13 protein-coding genes and 1 pseudogene are annotated in these 17965 nt (G+C 56.9%); 7 read left to right on the forward strand and 7 right to left on the reverse strand.

Translation table 11 applies throughout. From position 1 onward, the window contains the following. Positions 1 to 119: 119 nt before the first annotated feature. From MXF70_RS05120 to MXF70_RS05135, 4 genes are all read left to right on the forward strand, one after another. The gene (locus MXF70_RS05120; RefSeq protein ID WP_248517932.1) at positions 120 to 569 is read left to right on the forward strand and encodes a winged helix-turn-helix domain-containing protein; all 450 of its coding nucleotides are present in this window, start codon (positions 120 to 122) and stop codon (positions 567 to 569) included. Further along, a complete protein-coding gene (locus MXF70_RS05125; protein ID WP_248517933.1) occupies positions 566 to 844 on the forward strand; it encodes a DUF7521 family protein in 279 nt (92 codons plus the stop codon). Before MXF70_RS05120 ends, MXF70_RS05125 begins: the two co-directional genes overlap by 4 nt. A 275-nt stretch (positions 845 to 1119) precedes the next feature. Further along, the gene (locus tag MXF70_RS05130; RefSeq protein WP_248517934.1) at positions 1120 to 3699 is read left to right on the forward strand and encodes an efflux RND transporter permease subunit; all 2580 of its coding nucleotides are present in this window, start codon (positions 1120 to 1122) and stop codon (positions 3697 to 3699) included. 1197 nt (positions 3700 to 4896) lie between these two features. After that, positions 4897 to 5571: a DUF7344 domain-containing protein gene (locus MXF70_RS05135; RefSeq protein ID WP_248517935.1), complete on the forward strand. Its 675-nt coding sequence runs from the start codon at positions 4897 to 4899 to the stop codon at positions 5569 to 5571. 15 nt (positions 5572 to 5586) lie between these two features. Here MXF70_RS05135 and MXF70_RS05140 read toward each other — a convergent pair whose 3' ends face one another. From MXF70_RS05140 to MXF70_RS05160, 5 genes are read right to left on the reverse strand one after another with little or no spacing between them, the layout of a single operon-like run. Then, a complete protein-coding gene (locus MXF70_RS05140) occupies positions 5587 to 9075 on the reverse strand; it encodes a UvrD-helicase domain-containing protein (RefSeq protein WP_248517936.1) in 3489 nt (1162 codons plus the stop codon). After that, positions 9065 to 10297 carry a PD-(D/E)XK nuclease family protein gene (locus MXF70_RS05145; RefSeq protein ID WP_248517937.1) on the reverse strand — a complete coding sequence of 411 codons (1233 nt, stop codon included), beginning with the start codon at positions 10295 to 10297 and terminating at the stop codon, positions 9065 to 9067. Before MXF70_RS05145 ends, MXF70_RS05140 begins: the two co-directional genes overlap by 11 nt. Continuing rightward, on the reverse strand, positions 10294 to 11181 hold the full coding sequence (locus MXF70_RS05150) for a hypothetical protein (protein ID WP_248517938.1): 888 nt from the start codon (positions 11179 to 11181) through the stop codon (positions 10294 to 10296). The genes MXF70_RS05145 and MXF70_RS05150 overlap by 4 nt, the downstream gene beginning before the upstream one ends. Further along, positions 11178 to 11576: a DUF7344 domain-containing protein gene (locus tag MXF70_RS05155; RefSeq protein ID WP_248517939.1), complete on the reverse strand. Its 399-nt coding sequence runs from the start codon at positions 11574 to 11576 to the stop codon at positions 11178 to 11180. Before MXF70_RS05155 ends, MXF70_RS05150 begins: the two co-directional genes overlap by 4 nt. Beyond that, positions 11563 to 11877, reverse strand: a complete 315-nt coding sequence (locus MXF70_RS05160; protein WP_248517940.1) for a hypothetical protein — start codon at positions 11875 to 11877, stop codon at positions 11563 to 11565. Before MXF70_RS05160 ends, MXF70_RS05155 begins: the two co-directional genes overlap by 14 nt. 337 nt (positions 11878 to 12214) lie before the next feature. Here MXF70_RS05160 and MXF70_RS05165 point away from each other — a divergent pair, with 337 nt between their 5' ends. Beyond that, positions 12215 to 12703: a hypothetical protein gene (locus MXF70_RS05165; RefSeq protein WP_248517941.1), complete on the forward strand. Its 489-nt coding sequence runs from the start codon at positions 12215 to 12217 to the stop codon at positions 12701 to 12703. Positions 12704 to 12859: 156 nt separating this feature from the next. On the opposite strand, the gene MXF70_RS05170 is transcribed toward MXF70_RS05165, so the two are convergent. Further along, positions 12860 to 13294, reverse strand: coding sequence for a hypothetical protein (locus MXF70_RS05170; protein ID WP_248517942.1), 435 nt, complete (start codon positions 13292 to 13294; stop codon positions 12860 to 12862). A gap of 932 nt (positions 13295 to 14226) precedes the next feature. Between MXF70_RS05170 and MXF70_RS05175 the strand changes: the two are divergent. Further along, positions 14227 to 15019, forward strand: a pseudogene (locus MXF70_RS05175) (transposase); the annotation flags it as partial. Between the two features lie 162 nt (positions 15020 to 15181). Then, a complete protein-coding gene (locus tag MXF70_RS05180; RefSeq protein WP_445677855.1) occupies positions 15182 to 15991 on the forward strand; it encodes a DUF7260 family protein in 810 nt (269 codons plus the stop codon). A gap of 96 nt (positions 15992 to 16087) precedes the next feature. Here MXF70_RS05180 and MXF70_RS05185 read toward each other — a convergent pair whose 3' ends face one another. Then, positions 16088 to 17269, reverse strand: coding sequence for an inorganic phosphate transporter (locus MXF70_RS05185; RefSeq protein WP_248517944.1), 1182 nt, complete (start codon positions 17267 to 17269; stop codon positions 16088 to 16090). Positions 17270 to 17965 lie beyond the last annotated feature (696 nt).

Genomic DNA, 17965 nt, shown 5'->3' on the forward strand with positions numbered 1-17965 from the left:
ATAACCTACTAGTCCAACAAGTTGGGATAACCCGATACCCCTATACGCCCAAAGCAGGAAGACAGTGCTAACTGAAAGACTACCCAACTCTGAGACGAATTGGAGAATGCGCTATTAAGATGACTGAGGATTTCATAGACCCAAACCGGCTTTCGCTCGTCCCACGGTCAAACGCGGCTCATACTACTAACGTGGTTCAGGAATCCTCGGCGGATGAATATAGTCCTCCCCTTTCAGCGGTCCTCCAATCACTGGAAGACAGTAAATGCAGAGCGATACTCACGACTTTGCGTGAGCCGAAATCAGCAGCTGAACTTTGCGATGAATGCGATTTGCCGAGCTCGACAGCGTATCGAAAACTTGAGCGGCTCCGTGAAGCGGCACTCGTCAAAGAGTACACCGAGGTCCGGCGTGACGGACCTAATGCCACTTTGTACGAACGAGATTTCACCGATATCTCTATTAGCATTGACGATGCTGACGAGTTCACCGTCTCCGTTGATCGACCAGACGAGGATGCAGAGGATCGTATGGCGACGTTCTGGTCGGAGATGAAGAAGGAATCATGACGGACGGGATAATCATATTGCTTGGGATTGTTAAAATCGGGGCCCTCGTACTCGGTGGCGTTGTCTCCCTCTTAGCCTACCGAGCGTATCAACGAACGCAGATCGATGGGCTCCAGTACTTCGCGGTGGGTCTTTTGGTTATCACCATCGGGACGTTTCTGGTCGGTATTCTTCATCATATCTTCGGCATTCCCAGCGTCCAAGGAATGCTCTTCGAGAGTATCATCTACTGTGCCGGTTTCCTCATTATGATATACGGGCTCTACGGTCAATAGCCGCTACGACTCGTTCAGTAGAAGCGGGTCAGATATTACCCCACTCAGCCCTTTCTCGCCGTCTGTTTCTTCCTGAGAAGCCATTTCAGATGAGATGGCGAAATCGCTCACGAGAGTCCGTCTGAACGTCTTGGTTGTCCCACGTTTTGGGAGCCCTCCTTCGTTCCTTATGAGGAACGCACAGAGAATGCAGCAATGAGGGAATCCAATGCGCCGTTATATCGACCTATCGCTCCGTCACGGACCCCACGAATCCGAAGAGGTGCCGGTAATCAATGAAACGAAATTTACCGTCTCGGTATGCCGATGTCTTGGTTTCGCGGAGCAAACTCATTATCGTTCTGTTCCTCGTGCTTACGGTGATCGTCGGAGCTGGCGCAGTGATCGGCACCAGTGATGACGGTGCGATCGGACAGGCAGGCATCGACTCTGAAGAACAGGCAGCGCTCGAAGAGATCGAATCGACGTACGAAACCGACGATGCCGTGGTTTCACAAATCGTGGTCAGAGACGAAGGTGGAGATGTACTCTCCCGCGAGTCACTACTGCAGAGTCTCCGGCTCCAGCAAGAAATACGTGCAAACGAAGCCATCAATACGACGCTCCAAGCAGAGTCGGGATTCCGTGGGCTCGAAAATATCGTAGCGACTACAGCATACTTCGAAACCCAAACGACTGAGAACGGAACACAGGAGACGGCCGCCGCCGGTCGGAACGGCCAGCCACCAACACCGACACTCGCCCAGCAGATTGAGGCCCTCGAATCACGTTCGGCAGAAGAAGTCGAAGTAATACTCGGAAATGTTCTGGAACGCGATTCTTCTGCTTCCGGTCAAGACCCTGCTTCATTCCTGCCATCGGACTACGACCCCGGCACAACGAGTGCAGATGCGAGACTGACACTCGTATTCCAATCCAGCGAAAGTGGCGCGACTAGCGGAATGGCCCAGGAGGCGTACGATGCGCAAGTGGCCATCTCCTCATTGGTTGACGAGCGCTTCGACGACGCATTCGTCTTTGGACAGGGCGTCATTGACGAGGCGTCCTCGCAGGCCATCGCGGACAGCTTCCTCATTATCATTCCCGTTGCGCTCGTCCTCCTGCTTGCCGTCCTCAGTATCGCGTACCGCGATGTAATTGACGTGCTCATCAGTTTGTTCGGGATTGGCGTGGTAATGGTGTGGCTCCAGGGCATCCAAGGTTGGCTCGCAATTCCGTCCAGTTCGATACTCATCGCCGTCCCGTTCCTTCTCATTGGACTGAGTATCGACTACTCACTCCACGTCGTCATGCGCTATCGGGAGGCGCAAACGGAGAACGGCGACACCGATCCAGAGTCTGATGACAATCGGGATCCAACTACTGCAATGCGGGTAGCGATCGCTAGTGTCGTCGTTGCGCTGGCCGCTGCCGCGTTCACGGCCGGAATTGGCTTCTTCTCGAACTACGTGAGCCCGCTTGGATCGATACAGGACTTCGCGCTCCTAAGCGCGATTGGCATCGTTGCGATGTTCGTCGTCTTTGCGGCTCTGGTCCCAGCCGTCAAACTCGAAGTCGAACGTTTACTCTCTCGACTCGGCCGTGACCGACAGAAACCAGCGTTCGGGGTCGGGTCAGGGCCGATTCGCCGTGTACTCTCGGGCACTGCGACCATTTCACGACGCACACCGATCGCTATTCTATTCATTTCACTGCTGGTGGCTTCGATGGGGGCCTACGGTGCGACCGGTCTAGATACGGAGTTTAACCAGGCAGACTTCCTTCCAGAGGATGCCCCAGAGTGGATGGAATCGCTTCCAGAACCGTTCGCCCCTGCCGAATACGAGGTTCGTGAGAATCTCGAATATCTGAGCGATAACTTCCGTCTACGCGGACAGGGCTCGGAAGCGCAGATTCTGATACGTGGGAACGTAACTACGCCGGCCGTGCTCACCGCAACCGACGATGCGTCTCAATATGCAAGCCGAAATGGCGCGATAGCCAGGCAGCCAGACGGTACGGCTGCCGTCGAGAGTCCGGCGACTGTCCTCCGTTCTGTCGCGGCCGAGAATCAGACGGTCGCCGCCGCAATTGAGAAACGCGACTTGGATGGTGATGGTCTCCCGGACAGAGATGTCGCGTCTGTCTACGATCTCGTGTACGAAAGCGCTCCCGAACGAGCATCGACCGTACTCTATCGTACCGAGGACGGATCATATTCGACAGGTAGGTTGCTAGTAGGTGTGAAGACCGATGAGAGTGCACAATCGACCGCGGATGACGTGAGACAGATCGCCAGGGGTATCGAAGCCAACGCATCAGTATCAGCCGTTGCGACGGGTGGGCCAGTCATTACCGCTGTCGTCCAAAGCGCCCTGTTCGATACGCTCGTCGAAGGATTTGCCGTGACGCTGGTTGTCATCTTGACGTTCCTTATCGGCCTGTACTGGTGGCGGTACCGTGCGCCAGGGCTTGCGGTCGTGGTACTCGTCCCCGTCCTCCTCGCGCTCGCATGGTTGCTCGGCACGATGGCACTTCTCGATATCCCATTCAACAGCGAGACTGTCGTCATCACTAGTTTGGCGATCGGGCTCGGCGTCGATTACAGCATCCACCTCAGTGAACGATTTGTTGATGAGCGAAAGCGACGGGAGTCACTCGACGAATCACTGGTGGCTGCGGTCACCGGAACTGGCGGCGCACTATTAGGGAGCGCGGCAACGACTGCAGCGGGCTTTGGTGTCCTCGCACTCGCACTCTCTCCACCACTCCATCGATTCGGCCTCGTAACTGGGTTGAGTATTATTTTCGCATTCATTAGCTGTGTCATCGTGCTACCGTCCCTCCTAGTGGTTAGAGATCGATTCCTCCGCTGAGAACGAGGGCAATAGAACCACAATGGTACTGCTGCATCTTTCTCTATGTATCAGATAGAACCCATCCGCTGAGCACATCTCTTCAAATGTTACGAGTCTGGATATGGAATCAATGTCTCTTGGTGGTTGATGTCGCTTTGAGCTTTATGGATATGTGAGAGCCGCGGCCCAGATTGTGAACCACGCCGAGACGATCCGGGCTGGAGTCTCACTGCGTTCGCCGTTCCTGGCTGCGACTCGTCTGGATCAAATTCTCTGGAGACATTTCTTCGTCACGTCCGTTCGTCAGAAAAGCCACGGCCCGGATTGTGAACCTCGCCGAGACGGTCCGGGCTGCGGCCCCACTGGCTCACGGCTTCGCCGTTTGCCAGTGCATAGACCCTCACTCCGTCGGATCTCGATTCGTTCGGCCGTGCTGGGCTTCGACACGTCTGGTTCAAACCCGCTAAAGGCTTCTATTCATCACGTCCGTTCCTCCCAAGAAGCCGAGGGCTCTGGGGAAGAAGTGGGCGCAGCACTCGGAGGGGCCATTTAAGTCATCTTTGCGTTTGTAGTCGGATTTCCCCTCGGTATCGGCTTTCTCCCTGTTGTCCGATCGGTTTGATATCGAAGAATAAGGGAACGAATTGAGTTCTCTGAGTTCCATCCCTCCGATTCGAACTATAACCAGAGTATCTGTTGGTAGATGCATACTCTGTATTCAGCACGGCCTCAGAAAACCGTCAGCGAATGAGGATTTCAACAGAGCCAATCCTTCATAATCCGGAGACAGTCTCATTCGTCGCGTAAAATCATCTGCTTGCAAGCCGCCACGGGGGTACTCGAAGCAACTATTAACGCGTCCTACGGTAGGGATGGGCCGCAACCGGGGACGCTCATCGATCCCAGCCGAGAACAGGGAGGGCCGAAAAAACACGCTGATTGAGAGCAATCGGGAGCGACTTACAGTACGACCGTTTCGCCGGACGGCCTGGGCCGCCCGCCCGGTATCGCCGGCATCCTGATGGGGTTCCTTGTTGTTGTGGACGATCTCCCCGGCCTTGAGCCCGCACAGTCGGTGACGCAGCTCGTCCCGAAGAGTAACTTTACGAACGTTTTTTGTGGCCGGTGAGTGCGAGCCTAGTCGCACGGCTCGCCCACGGAGAAGTGGGCCCCGGAACGGAATTGGAACTTGCCCGGGGCGCCGTGCCGCCAACCATGACGGCAGAGCACAATACCAATCGCAGGAGTGATAACTCTGATGAACAGTTGGAGGACCCTGCAACGACCACGGCAAGAACAGAACCGATTCTCAGCTACCTCCAGACGCGGGAGCGTCCCGCCCCGCGGGCGGAGTTGATCGCCGCACTCAGCCATCCCGCGGCGACGATAAACCGGGCTCTGGATGCCCTTGAGGAGCGCGGCGCCGTTGCTATCGATCGCGGCGAGGCCTGCGACCTCGTGCAGCTCATCGACGCCGACGACGGGTCAATCGCCACGGCCTCCCAGGAGCAGGGGCCGGTGGTTGCTGGCACGATCAATCTACGCCCGCTGATCGCTTTCGACATCCTCGGATCGCGGCGCAGGCGGGAATTCCTTCGCCTCCTGGCCTCCGACGAGCTGTTCGACGATCCCCGAGGACACACGATCGTCAATCTGGGCGGCGCGCTCGCCGCCAGAGAAATCGGAATCGACGTTCAGGATGTGTCGGTCAAACAGCGTAGCGCCCGTGCGGCGGAACTCAAAGATCGCCACCTTCCGCTGTTCGATGACTACGACGTCGTCGAATGGGACCGCGACACCGACCGAGTCCGCGCGACCGACACCCTCGAACAACTCGTCGAGATCCTGAACGCGCTCGGTGAGGAGTTCGACTTCGTACCGAGAGAATGACTTCTCTCAAACGCTTTATCGAACGAGTGCTGCCAGTCTACGTTCGACGATTTCGGATGGCCATGACGACTCTACTGTCTCGCGTTCAACGCCGAAGGTTTCCACCGCCCGATTGACGGAGTTCGTTGAGTGCTTCTGCTGCTCAAAGATGTACGAGTAGGCGGTTACCTGGAGTTCGTACCGACGTTGGGTCTCTGGTGTTTGGTCTGTCAGCGTGATCTTCACGTCGTCGACGTACCGTTCCCCGGAGGGCATTTCGACGACGAAATCGCACGTTCCATGGATCTCGATTTCGACGTCGTCGATGGTGACGAGGCCGTCGACCGGTTTTTCGACGGTGACGTTTTCGGCCTGCTGGATCCGGCTCCACAAGTCGGAGGTGAGGAAGTCGTTCAGTACCTCCTCTCGGAAGAAAGTGTACAGATCGTCGCGTTCGTTGTCATCGATTCGTGGAGCGTGACCGTCCACGACGTCGTCGAAGAGGGACCGAACATCGTTCCCTGGGGACCGGAGTGCTCGTTCCGGGAGGTCGCGTTCGACGAGCGTTGTCAGGACTTCGTGTAAGCAGGACCCGACGTCGTCTGGCCCAAGTTCGTCGAACTGTAGGGGGACGTGGTCAGGAACGTCGTTAGCATCTGTGTGTAGCGCCTTCCCGAGGAGGTGGTTGAGTGCCTGTCCGTCGAGATCTTCGGTGAGCGGACATAGCGTGGAGGGGTTGGTGAATCGTGGCACCCAGGAGGCGAGTTCGGAGCGACGCGGTGGATTGACGGCGACGTCGACGTCGCGTGATGTGGATGGGTTCGACCATGCTGCTTGGAGTGCGACGTCGTTGACGCCGACGTCGAACGAGGTGTCGTTCGTTTCGGCGTCCGGGTTAACGGTGTAGGTGCCCGTCTCGTCGCCGGTGAAGTTGAGGCCGGCTCGAATGGTGTCGAGCCACCGGTCACGGGGTCGGGGTTCTCCGGGGAAGGACTGTGGGAGTGGTACGACGATATGGTCCTGTGCACGGGTCATTGCTACGTAGAGCAGACGCCACGCCTCAGCTCGCTCGTTTGCTGCAACTCGTGTGAGTCGTTCAGGGCCGACGAGTGACGTCGGGTCCGCGGATTTGGCGACGTCGTCGGACCAGTATCCTGTGGCCCAGCGAAGCCCGACGTCGCGGCCGCGCGTGTCTTCGGGGTCGTAGAGGCCGTTGACGAACGGTGGGATCGAAATGTCTGTGGGGATGTCGGTGTTTGTCGGCGGTGCGAGTCCGGCGATGCTCCCCTGAGTGATGATGCGTTGGGCGTGTGGACCGTGGGCCCAGAGGTCGAATCCGGGATTCGCCACGACGATGACATCGTCTTGATCGCCCTTCGAGTCGTGTACTGTGCGGAATTCGACGTCGTGTTTCGTGTCGGCGGTGCTCGGTTCGTTCGGTCCCATGTATGGGTCTTCTCTGAACGGGGCGAGTAATTCGGCGAGTTCACGAGGGAGGAGGTGTTCGTCCCCCTCCCATTCTCTGATCGTCTCGACGAGGGCGTCGAGATTGGCGACTCGTTGTGCAGGATCGACGTCGAAACATCCATGCGGATTTGCTCGGAGGGCGAGCGTCTCGATGATGTCATCTACGTATGTTCCAGCTGGACGTGAGAGGCAGTCGCCGCGTCTTTCGCGGAGTTCGACGAGCCCTTCGAGTACGTGCTGGTGAGCGGCCGCGAGGTCACCGTCGTCGAGAACGGCCTCTATGTCCCAGTGATTGCTCTCGAATTCGTTTTCGAGTGATTCGATCCCAAGGTCCGACTCGGCGATGAGGCCACGCGTTCGCTCAGCGTCAGCTGGTGCGCCGAGCCATTCACAGACGTCGAGCACTGCGTTGACGACGTCGCATTCGAAGAGGTCTTCACTGGCGTTCCGAACGTTGAGCCCCTCCTCTTCGAACGCTTCTTCGTACGCATCCATTTTCGAGGACCACCGGAACAATACGGTGATTCCGAGGGGGTCACCGTCATCGTCGGTGAACGTCCCATCTGCGAGCCCCTTGGAGAGGAGCGTCGCCAGCGTCGTTGCTTCCCCACGACCTTCGTGAGGTTTGATCCAGGTGTAAGAATCTGGGTCCGAAGCCACGGGGTCGAACGCAGCGATGTGAACGTTTGACTGTCCAGTCGGATCTCGTGCAGCATCGAGGCCCGGGTACTGGACGTCCAACTCTCCGAGATCCCCGCGTGCCGGATCAGTGAGGGCTGCCTCAGAGATTTCGTTGATCGCTTTGGCGACGTCGGGGACACTCCGATACGTGGTCGTCGCGGTCCGGTGCTCGTGGACGTCCCAGTCGATCCCGAGATACCTCCCGGCGGTCGTTGCTGTCCCGAAGAGGGTTGGTTCGGCGTGCCTCCACAGGTAGACGCTCTGGAGGAGGTCACCGGCTGCGAACACTCGCGTACGAGGATTGACCAGGTGGGAGAGTGCAGCGTGCTGAATCGACGAAACATCTTGAGCCTCGTCGATGATCAGGCTCTGGACTCGTGTTTGGTACCGCTGTTTGATCCTGGTCCGGTGGTCGTCATCGACGTCGTCGAGTCGGTCGTCGAAATACGCGTCCACGAGGTACGCCACGTCCGTATGTGAGACGGCTCCTTGATCGCGGATGGTTCGTCGATACGCCCGCCGGTACGCTTTGAGCACGACACAGAAGTCCTCGATGCAGGCACTCCAGTCGTCGTAGAGCCGTGAATCAGCGTCACTGATCGTGCTTCGTTCATCGTCGTCGATTTTGTCGTAGATTCTAGCGTCGACATCTGTTCCCACGTAGCGATCAACAGCAGCAGCGACGTCGTCGAACGATTCTGGACGACCGTCCGCGTACACGTCGTTGAGGGTTCGTTCGAGTTCAGCTTGAAACTCCACCGTCGAGATTCGACGGTCCCGGCAGTGCGTAACGGCGGCTTCAAGCATATCGCTCACGCCGTCGTCGTACTCGGCGTCGGGATAGGCGTCCTCCAGCCGCTCCAGTCGCTGCGCCAGATCTGAATCGTTCTGAAGAGCCCGATAACAAGATGCATGCAGTTGCTTTTGTCGCGCAGTATTCCCGACAGCCGGCATTTCCTCGAAGCCGATGTCGTGTGCAATCCCGCTCAGAACATCGCGTAGGATACTGTCGATTGTACCGATGAACGGAGCCTCCCGAACCCGCTGAATTAGCAGCTCCAACTCCGCGGATGATACCTGGTCTGCGGCGGGAACCAGATCGTGTTCGACAATCTGCCGGAGACGGTCAGTGATAGCCGGAATAATGCTCTCCGCTTCGGATCGGTTGAACGAGATCACTGAGACTCGCTGCTCGGGCGTCGCGTCCCCCTCGACGTACCGCCGTAGAATGTCCTCAGCGGCAATATGCTGTGAGACTACAGACTTACCGGCACCCGGGACGCAATTGAGCGTGTACAATCCCGAATCGTCGTCGAAGTACGCGTCTCGAATCGACCGCTGTGCGTCCCGAAGCCGAACCGGATCGTCACTCGCCATCGGCCACCTCCGCGTCGAGCATCGCTACAACAGCGTCCGGGAGTTTTCGATCGGTACTCACCAGCCGTCGACGCTCTTCGGCCGAAACTACGTCGGTGTCCAGATGTTCCAGCAGCGGGGAGGGGCGTCGTTCCTCACCAGAGGGGGATTCTGTATGGCGAGTCACGATCAGCCCGTCTCTAGCGGCTCGGTGGGTGTCGTCGAACTGATCGCGGTCCCGCCCTGTCGTCCACGCTGATCGCGGTGCGAGCGCACCGACACGACCATCGCCACGAAGGATTGCTTCCTGGAGCTCCGGGGGGACGACGCTCCCTGTTTGCTGTGGCCACTCACCGTCGACTAGCCCGACCGCAATGACGTAAGGAATGTCCAACAGCCACACGTCGCTGGCCTCGAACACGTCCACCGCTCGCGCGTTCGAATGTTCCCTTCGACCAGGGCGCTGCGTTGCGATTAGCTGGTTCAACTCTGCAGCGCTGCTCCACGACCGGTCAACCGTTCCTTCGTCGAGTCGATCTGCGTACTTGTGACGCAGTTGCTGGATGAGTGTTTTCACACGAACGACTGCGCGGGCGTCGCGCTCTGTGTCGACCAGAGAGGGGGAATCGTTCTCCTTCGTTACCGTGAGACCGAGTTCCTCGTACGCTTCGACGACGCCGGTGAGGACGTCCGTCGTAGCTTCCGGGGTCGGTTCCGGGCAGTCACCGAGCCACTCAGCATACGTCACGAGCCGTTCGCCAATCTCCGCATTCGCTTCCAGTTCCTCGATCCACTCACTGAGCGTCTGCGCTTCGTCCGGTAACGCCTGTAGCGATTCCTGCACCGCCTCGGGCTCGACTGGCCACGACGACGTCGACGAACGGGGACTCCAGCGGTGCTCCAGCGGTCGGAGTAACATCGCAGGAGGCAGCTCTTCGGAACCGAGCACCTCACACACTGACTCGACGAGAGCAAACGGGCGTGTACGCGTCACTCGAAGCTGGGTCCAGACTACGGGAGTAACTCCGTACTGGATGGCCGCACGATAGAGCGGCTCCTCGTACGTGTCCAAATCGCGTACGACGACCGCGATGTCGCGTACCGGAATCCCGCAATTCCTGAGAGAGGACACGGTAGCCTTCACCGTTCGAGCTTCGTTCCGGCGCGTCGACGCCACTATCTCTGCAGCGGGGACATCGGCGTCGTCGAGTGGCTCCGCGAGGGCGAGCCGGTTGCACATCATGACTCGAACACCACCGCTCCCGGTTCAGCGACGTCCAACAGCTGCGGCACACGACGTGAGAGGTACGACCCCGTTCCACGTCGAAAGTGGATGTGGGCAGACACGGATACCGAGTTTAGCACGGCGTGCAACAGGTCGATATGGGCGGCTGGAATGCTGCTCACTCCGACGAGTGAAACGCTATCCACCTCCGGAAAGGCTTCCTGCCAAGCCCGTCCGTTGGTAGCGAGAATTTCCCTGGCTGCGCGGCGGACGATCTCCACGTCGGAAATCGACTTCGACGCACGCTTGCGGAGTGCACGTTCCACGTCCGTAGCAGCACTCAGGATCTCGGTTGCATCTGCATCGATTGGCGCTGGCAGGCTACTGGCGAAACCCTCGAGGATTTCGACCCGTTCCGGATGGAACCCGGTCACAGCCTCTAGCTCCGTTCGAGTCTGCTCGAGAGTTTGGGGATCCGAACGCACTGCGGAGGTCGTTATCGAGACGTCCTCGTCCGAGAGTACGGATCGGATCATCGATAAGCGGTCAATGCGGTCGGTCGTTCTCGTCGGGAGATCAGCAGCATCGAGAACACGCTTGCCGACCTCAGGGGGATCCGCGAACTGCAAGCCGTCCTTCGGCGTCTGTGACTCCCTGAGTCTCCGCTGGATGTTGCGCCGGTGTAATTTCACCGGAGCAAGGACCAACTCCGTTAGCTGGGGTGAACTGTCCGCACGTTCTAGGAGGGCATCGTCGTTCCCGACGTGGAGAGTCAAATTCTTCGGTAGCTCCGTTTGAGGCGGCTGATCCATGGGTACGTCATCGACGGTAGCGGAGGCGTGACCGAGATGTACGAGTTCGTTCCGGACCGAATCCCCATCACGTACTGTGAGAGCAATCATCGTTCAGTTCCCCCAACTGATTCTGCCGAATCCTCAGCAGGAGTGTAACACTCCGTCGTGATCCGGCGGATCTGCCTTGCAAGCGGATTAGTTGCGTCTGTCGGCTTGACCTGTTTCGAGCGATCGTCGTACTGCGCGACCCCCAAATCGTCGAGTTTCTCCAGATGACCCTGTGTCAACCCGATATAGACACGGGTACGCTGTTCACCCGTGACTTGACTCGGATCCACCGCGTTCTCACGCGCGGCGATTTCGACGGCGAGATCACTCGCCGATACGGGATCGTTTGATCGGGAGAGCGAGAGGATAACCCGCCTCCGTCTGCTGTTTGAGATTGCCTCGAAGACATCGACAGGATCCAGCGGAATCGCGGGACAGCAGTCAACGTCGCTCATCATTTCCCTCCTGAGCAAGCCACTCTCCACGAGTCGTGAGCAAGACCGCCTGCCTGCCACGTTCTCCAATGAGGTCAGCGTAGCCTTCAGCCTCAAGTTGGTCGAGACGTTCGTCAATCTCAGTCAGGGCTAATCCGGTTTCAGCGGCAAGGTCCTGACGTGTCACTGCACCCGCAGCGGCGTAGGCAAATCGGGCGATTCGAACCAGTTCCGGGTCGTGGGCCGTCGGGTGAATCCTGTCGTTCTCCCGCTGAGAGACAGGGTTTTCACTCTCGGCACTATTACTATCGTTTGCTGTCATGCTTGGCAGCTGAGTCTCCGGTGTGCTAGCACCGGGGGCGATTTCGCGCCAAAATTGGATACTTGCTAGACTATAAAAGATATTTGTATTCTTAATCGCCGTCGAGGCAGGTAGTTGCAGAAAGGGCTCTGCCTCCAGAATCACCTTTAGAGTTTAGACAACATTTAGAGAGGTGGCCTCAACGACGTCACCTTAGTGAAAGATCGGGAATCTCGATGCGCAACCGGCGTCGCAAGTTTACGAGTGCTTATTACAAGCAATTCAGAATACTTTCCAAGTTTAGCATATGACCCATCACGCTTCATCATACGACGATATCTGTACCAGTCGTGATCTCGTGGATTTTGACGATGTGAGGGACCTCAGCGAAGGAGACGCCATTGCTGCCCGCTCAATCTCAGAGCACTATCTCACAATCCTTGCAGGACGGATTCAAACTATTGCCAGTGATGACCCCGATGACGTGTTCCAAAGCGATATTGACGAAGATATAGATAATCCAATAACTCTTCCTGAGGTAGTCATCAACGGGGACGTGTGGTGGGAAATCGAGGACGACGGCCTCTGTGATTTGAGCGATCGATTAGATGAGCGGCCGCCCTACCAACGCTATCACTTTCTGTCGCCCCAAGAGGCGCCTCAGTGTAGACTAGCTCTCGAAAACACCGGGAGAGTGAAACTCGTCATACCAACTCCGAATTCGAACGGTTCCCGAGTGACCAGTTATACTCTTGAAAAACATGGATACGTAGACCGACTGCGATCAGGGCCAGTTGTTAACCCTGAATTGATGCTCCCTGACAGGCTTGACCGCCCAACTGATTAGTGCGCTGGAAGCCGGCGATTCGTCCGATGCCGCCGGCCCCAAACAGCTTGAGAACGCCCTATGCAGCTCGTGTTGACCACCGTGGGACTGGCTTCTTCGTCATGGTGTTTACAAATCAGTATCCTGATAGCGAATAATCACCTTCGGCGGCTTAAATCAGTCACCGATGTCGATATTCGTCTCATCTTCCAGCCGCTCCTCGAGTTCATCGTGAAACCGTTCCTGCACGATGTGCTTCAACTCTCCATGCTTGAACTCGCGCTTAACGTCGCGAACGGTCGATACGTTCTTCGCCAGACGGAGATATTCGGCGGTTCGGTCTCCAACACCAGGTAATTCCTGAATTGACTCGTCGACTTCTACAGGATGGTTTTCTAGCAGTGAGGTCGCAATATCGAGGGACTCCTCTACTACGCCTGTCCCCGGGTGTATGATGTAAACCTCTCCGAGCGAAGGCTGCCCGTCTCCAGTATCGATGCTTTTCGGAGGAACGAGTCCGGTCACCATCCCGGTGTTCGCCCGTACCTTAACTCCATAATCCGAAGCAGATGCCCAGATATACTCTTGGGGTCCTTTTTCTCCACTGTCCAACCTTGTATATCCTCGACAAAATCGAAAAACGGCCGATCGGACATGATTTTCATCTAATGGATGTTGGCATTAAATCTCCTCCCAGAATCTCTGGCACTGTTCAGATTAGCTGATTCCATGCGAAGGCCAGCATCCTGAGCCACGATTCGGCCCATTCGACAGACGCGTTTCGGAAGTATTTCCAAACTGGTTGGTTCGTCGTTTTACCTCTTTGAATATCCGTTCAACGGCGTTCTGTCATCTGTGTGCCAAATGTCGCCACTCACAGCCGGAGGCGGTGGAGCGCACCATGCAACCACGGCGCTCCATCGACGAGGAACATGGCGTCGTTGAGTCGTGTTTCACGAGTAGCGCAGCGATACACTGGTGGGAGAATGCCATCACACACCGATTGTAGAGGCCAACGTGATGGAATTCGTTCGTCGCGGGATCGACGGCAGCGTAGAGCCAGAAACCGCTCGCCGTTAAAGTTGATCACCTCTCATCGATCGCGACATGATCCGGGGATTTGCGCCCTCGAACTCTAAATCAGCTTTTTGGATCTAGTTGTGAACAGTCGGTCGGATGCGATCGACACCAAAGCCATCGAATATAGAGACAGTATAATAATATGGTGTCTCACTGTGTGAAGATTCATACTAAGCATTATCAGCGCTTTAGTATCGACTTATACTCTACAAAATATAACTCTAAGGGATCGCTAGTTTGTCTGAGGCGGTCAGTTTCTGGCATAGAGCACTACATAATCCAGCCGCCTCACCCTTCGCTTTTAAACAAACACGCCCTTGCTTAGGCGCTCGAGATTGGGCCGTTCAGCGGCGGATGGTCTAGTATCGTGTTCCTAGTAGCTGTCGATAACTGTTTAACTTACTAGGAAGTGAAGCGGGTAGGTTCAGTTGGTGTAGACGTAGCTAGCCCGCTCCGTGAAGTAAGTCTTCACGCTCGCTCAAAAAGCCGTCGTCGGCAACGCGAAACCCGTTAGAGCGCGGCGTATACGGCTACGCCGACTGGGTAATCGTCTCGATTCACGGCCTCAAAACGGATCTCGATTTCCCATATTGGCAGCCGCTGGACGTGCTGTACGAGATGCCTCGAATCGCTCGAATTTTCGGCTTTGAACCGACCGATTTACCCGATTTCACCGCCGTCTGTTCGAAGATACAGGAGTTGAAATATCGATCTGGCGGCTACTGCAGCTGTCGGCGGAGCTGCACAACACCGGCGAGATTCAGCCAATCGACGCAACCAGGATGGATCAGATCGCGGTGAGCCAGCATTACGCAAGTCGATGAATTACAAGGCCCAAGACGTGAAAAAGACGGCCTTGATCGATTGAAAACTGGCGGAATTTTTATATACACTTTTCAGTGAAACAACCACACGGCTCGCAAGTTGCGTGGCAGCTGCTTACGCAGAACCTCGACAAGCTGCCTGTACCGACTGCCGACAAAGTCTACGACTGGGAGCTACTTCGCCAATAATTTCCCTCCGAAAGTAACAGGTATTTTATTAACTCCTGCGAAGTTGGTTGGCACGGCGTCGCCAACAATGTCTTGGTAGATAATACGACGTACATCAACGGTCGAACATCGAAGCGACGCTTTTCGCTCCGGACAGATACGGCGAGATCTTGCGAACAAGAACGTGGTTCGGGCAATTCCGCGAACTCGTGCTGAAATACGGCGTCAGAACGTTGAACTCATGCTGAGCCACTCAAACGCATGAATTCAGTCGTCCACACAAGGCCCAAAATGAGTAAACCCTTTGTAATTGCACTGTTAAAAATCACCAGTGACAGCTACTGGGGTAACATGCCATCTAATCGAGCCCCCTGCTATCGGCTTTGGCAGCCTTAGCGGCGCGTGGGAAGCAGTTTCAATATTGACGATGGTGACCATATTCGGCGTACTCGCGCCTGACACGGATGGTTCAATCGATGCGGTGCGTCGGGCCCCAGCCGAAGTCAATGCTGAACGGGATCGGCTGCTCGAAGAGTACGAGGCTTTCACGGAATTCGCGGATCGAGTGGAAGATCTCTCTATCTCGACCCGATCCGATGGCGGTCGTTCAAGGGAGGCATTCCTGCTGGCTAGCAAGCAGCCTGCGGGGCAGCTTCAGTCAGTTCGCGATGCGTACCGTGACACCGTGATGGCAGTTGACCATTTCGATACTGATTACGACGAGTCGCTGGAAGCCCATCTGACCGCCGAGCTAAGCCCAGAGATCGCGTCATCAGTTATTGACGGCACTCACTTGACAGCCACACTACGACGTTCCATCGTCGCAGGCGCACGGAATGCAGTCCGTGATAGGCACGTGGTGATTGAGCGGCTTGCCGATGAGCGCACCGATCTCCAGGCGGCGGCTGACCAGCTCGCTGCGATCGCCAAGCGATTTGAACGAACAGACGGAGATGAACTCACCGAGCGAACCTTCCCCGACATTCAGACACGGTGGCAGCGATTGCATGAGCACCAGGAGGAGTGTGAAGCGTTGCTGGCTCGGCGCCAACAACAGGTCAGCGAGCTGTCGTCAGTTGGTATCTCCAACGGTCGGTCACCGGTCGCGGTCAGCACCTACCTGTTTGACGACCTCGACGTCGATTTTCCTGTGCTCGACGCCGGCACGAAACTCTTAGAACAGATTGATGCCGAACAACGCCGTACCGTCGAAGCGTTGACCGAACGTCGTCGCTGAGCCGTCCGACTCCTCTCGATGACCTGACCTGGATCTCGGTCAGGGCACAACCTGGAAGTTCCCCCTAGCAGTCAGTTTGTGGGGAATCTACGGTCGTCACTGAACAATCAGGAGCACCGACACAAGCGCGTAACTGCAGAGTCCCGAGAGACTCAGTGAAGTTACCCAGGCAACCGACGTGTTTCGGATCTTCGAGATGCTCACTGGAGCGCTCTCCGCTGCGTAGCCGCTGCCGATGATCGCGCTGACGATGATCTCGTTGAAAGAGACGGGAGCTCCCAGGAACACCGCTGTTTGCGCGATGAGAAAGGACGGGACGAGCGCTGCGATCGATCGCTTCGGTCCGAGCGCCGAATAGTCCTGTGAGAGCGCCTTAATCATCCGTGGTGCGCCCGTCCACGAACCGGCCAACAGGCCGAGCCCGCCGATCGCTAAGACCGCGGTCATTGGGATCGACCACTCCTCGAGGAGCGGTAACAGCGGTCCAACCGCGAGGCCAACCTGGGTTGCTCCGGCCGAGAAGGCAACGAGACAGCCGAGCGCGAGCAGGAAATGGCGCTCCGTGTTCACGGAGGACCGTTCATGTCGACGCCACAGAACCGCTCCGACGATGCCGGCAAAGAGGAGCGTGATCACCGTTCGAGAAATTCCAACGATGGCGGGGAGGAGAGAGTTGAACGTCGCCGAGATGGAGCGGCTCTGTCCCGATGGCCCAAGTATCGTAAATGGCATATTGACGACGACTGCGGTAATGAGAACTCCGAGGACGCCGATCGTGTACCCGGTTGGCACTCGATCGTCCGCCAGTACACGAGCCATTCCGTACGCAACGCCGCTCCCCACGAACGGGATGACAAGCCAGAGCGCGACTGTCTGCTGGTAAGTACCCCACGCAGGAACACCGCCCAAAGCGACCCCGACACCGGTAACGGCCCCAGTAACCGTAAAGGCCGTCGCGATGGGGTAGCCAGTGAAGATTCCGACAGTGACGAGCAGCGCCGCAGTAAACAGTCCAATGACCACGGTCATCGGTGAAAGCGTCGCCCCCTGTATCAGTCCGCTTCCGACGGTCCTGGAGACGTTTGCCCCCTGTAGTATCGCTCCAGCGAGTCCGAGTAGCCCCACGACAAACCCGGCACGCATGATGGAAATGGCGTTGGCCCCGACTGCCGGTGCAAACGGTGTCGAACCTGACGACCCGGCACCGATCGTCCACGCCATGAAGAGGCTTCCGACAAATGCGACGAGCAGCATCGCTACTGCCGACAATGCGACCATATGAGCGTGGCAATGACGGAGTGACAAAAAGGAATTGCGCTTCACGAAGTGGCTACGACAGGGTTGCGATATGGGAAAGCGGGATCGTGACCATTCTAGCTCTCCCTACTCGGTTGCGACGTCGTGGATGCGAACCATGTCCGCAGGTCATTCGTCATCGGTGGTCGCAGATGCCGGACCGGAGCGATCGTCGGGTTGATCTGCATGCTCCGGATCGGACCACGCCGAGTCCCCACGTCCGAGAATCAGCACAGCAACCTGGATCGTCTTCGGTGTTGCCTACTCCAATGAGCCCGCGGGAAACATTCCGGTGGCGTCGATGATTACGATCGAGTATCGCCGCAGCCGGTCACAGAGACCACAACCACGAGAAGAATCACGGGAGCTCCGACGTCGACTCGCCTCGTGAACGATGAAACGAGGATTCAACTCACCCTCCGTAGAGGACTTTATCCAGCCAGTGTCTCTACACACCGATGAAGAACAGGACCGGGAGGGAAGGAAGAAGCGTGGGTATCCCAGCGAGCGCAAACATTTGTCTCAGACCGCATCAACCGATCGAGGAACGACCGCCAGCTGACGAGGTCCTAAACTAAACAGTGCCACTAAACACGACCCGTGTCATCCGGTGATATACCATCTTCATCTACTGATAATGGACATAATATGAGAGATGGTGAAAAGCTGTTAACCGCG

Source organism: Salinarchaeum laminariae (assembly GCF_023204835.1).
Lineage (GTDB): Archaea > Halobacteriota > Halobacteria > Halobacteriales > Salinarchaeaceae > Salinarchaeum > Salinarchaeum laminariae.

Bases quoted from the DNA above. Each gene is read 5' to 3' on its own strand.
- MXF70_RS05130 (WP_248517934.1), top strand. From the start codon at position 1,120: ATGAAACGAAATTTACCGTCTCGGTATGCCGATGTCTTGGTTTCGCGG.
- MXF70_RS05160 (WP_248517940.1), bottom strand. From the start codon at position 11,877: ATGACAGCAAACGATAGTAATAGTGCCGAGAGTGAAAACCCTGTCTCT.
- MXF70_RS05185 (WP_248517944.1), bottom strand. From the start codon at position 17,269: ATGGTCGCATTGTCGGCAGTAGCGATGCTGCTCGTCGCATTTGTCGGA.
- MXF70_RS05125 (WP_248517933.1), top strand. From the start codon at position 566: ATGACGGACGGGATAATCATATTGCTTGGGATTGTTAAAATCGGGGCC.
- MXF70_RS05145 (WP_248517937.1), bottom strand. From the start codon at position 10,297: ATGATGTGCAACCGGCTCGCCCTCGCGGAGCCACTCGACGACGCCGAT.
- MXF70_RS05120 (WP_248517932.1), top strand. From the start codon at position 120: ATGACTGAGGATTTCATAGACCCAAACCGGCTTTCGCTCGTCCCACGG.
- MXF70_RS05135 (WP_248517935.1), top strand. From the start codon at position 4,897: ATGACGGCAGAGCACAATACCAATCGCAGGAGTGATAACTCTGATGAA.
- MXF70_RS05155 (WP_248517939.1), bottom strand. From the start codon at position 11,576: ATGAGCGACGTTGACTGCTGTCCCGCGATTCCGCTGGATCCTGTCGAT.
- MXF70_RS05140 (WP_248517936.1), bottom strand. From the start codon at position 9,075: ATGGCGAGTGACGATCCGGTTCGGCTTCGGGACGCACAGCGGTCGATT.
- MXF70_RS05150 (WP_248517938.1), bottom strand. From the start codon at position 11,181: ATGATTGCTCTCACAGTACGTGATGGGGATTCGGTCCGGAACGAACTC.
- MXF70_RS05180 (WP_445677855.1), top strand. From the start codon at position 15,182: ATGGTGACCATATTCGGCGTACTCGCGCCTGACACGGATGGTTCAATC.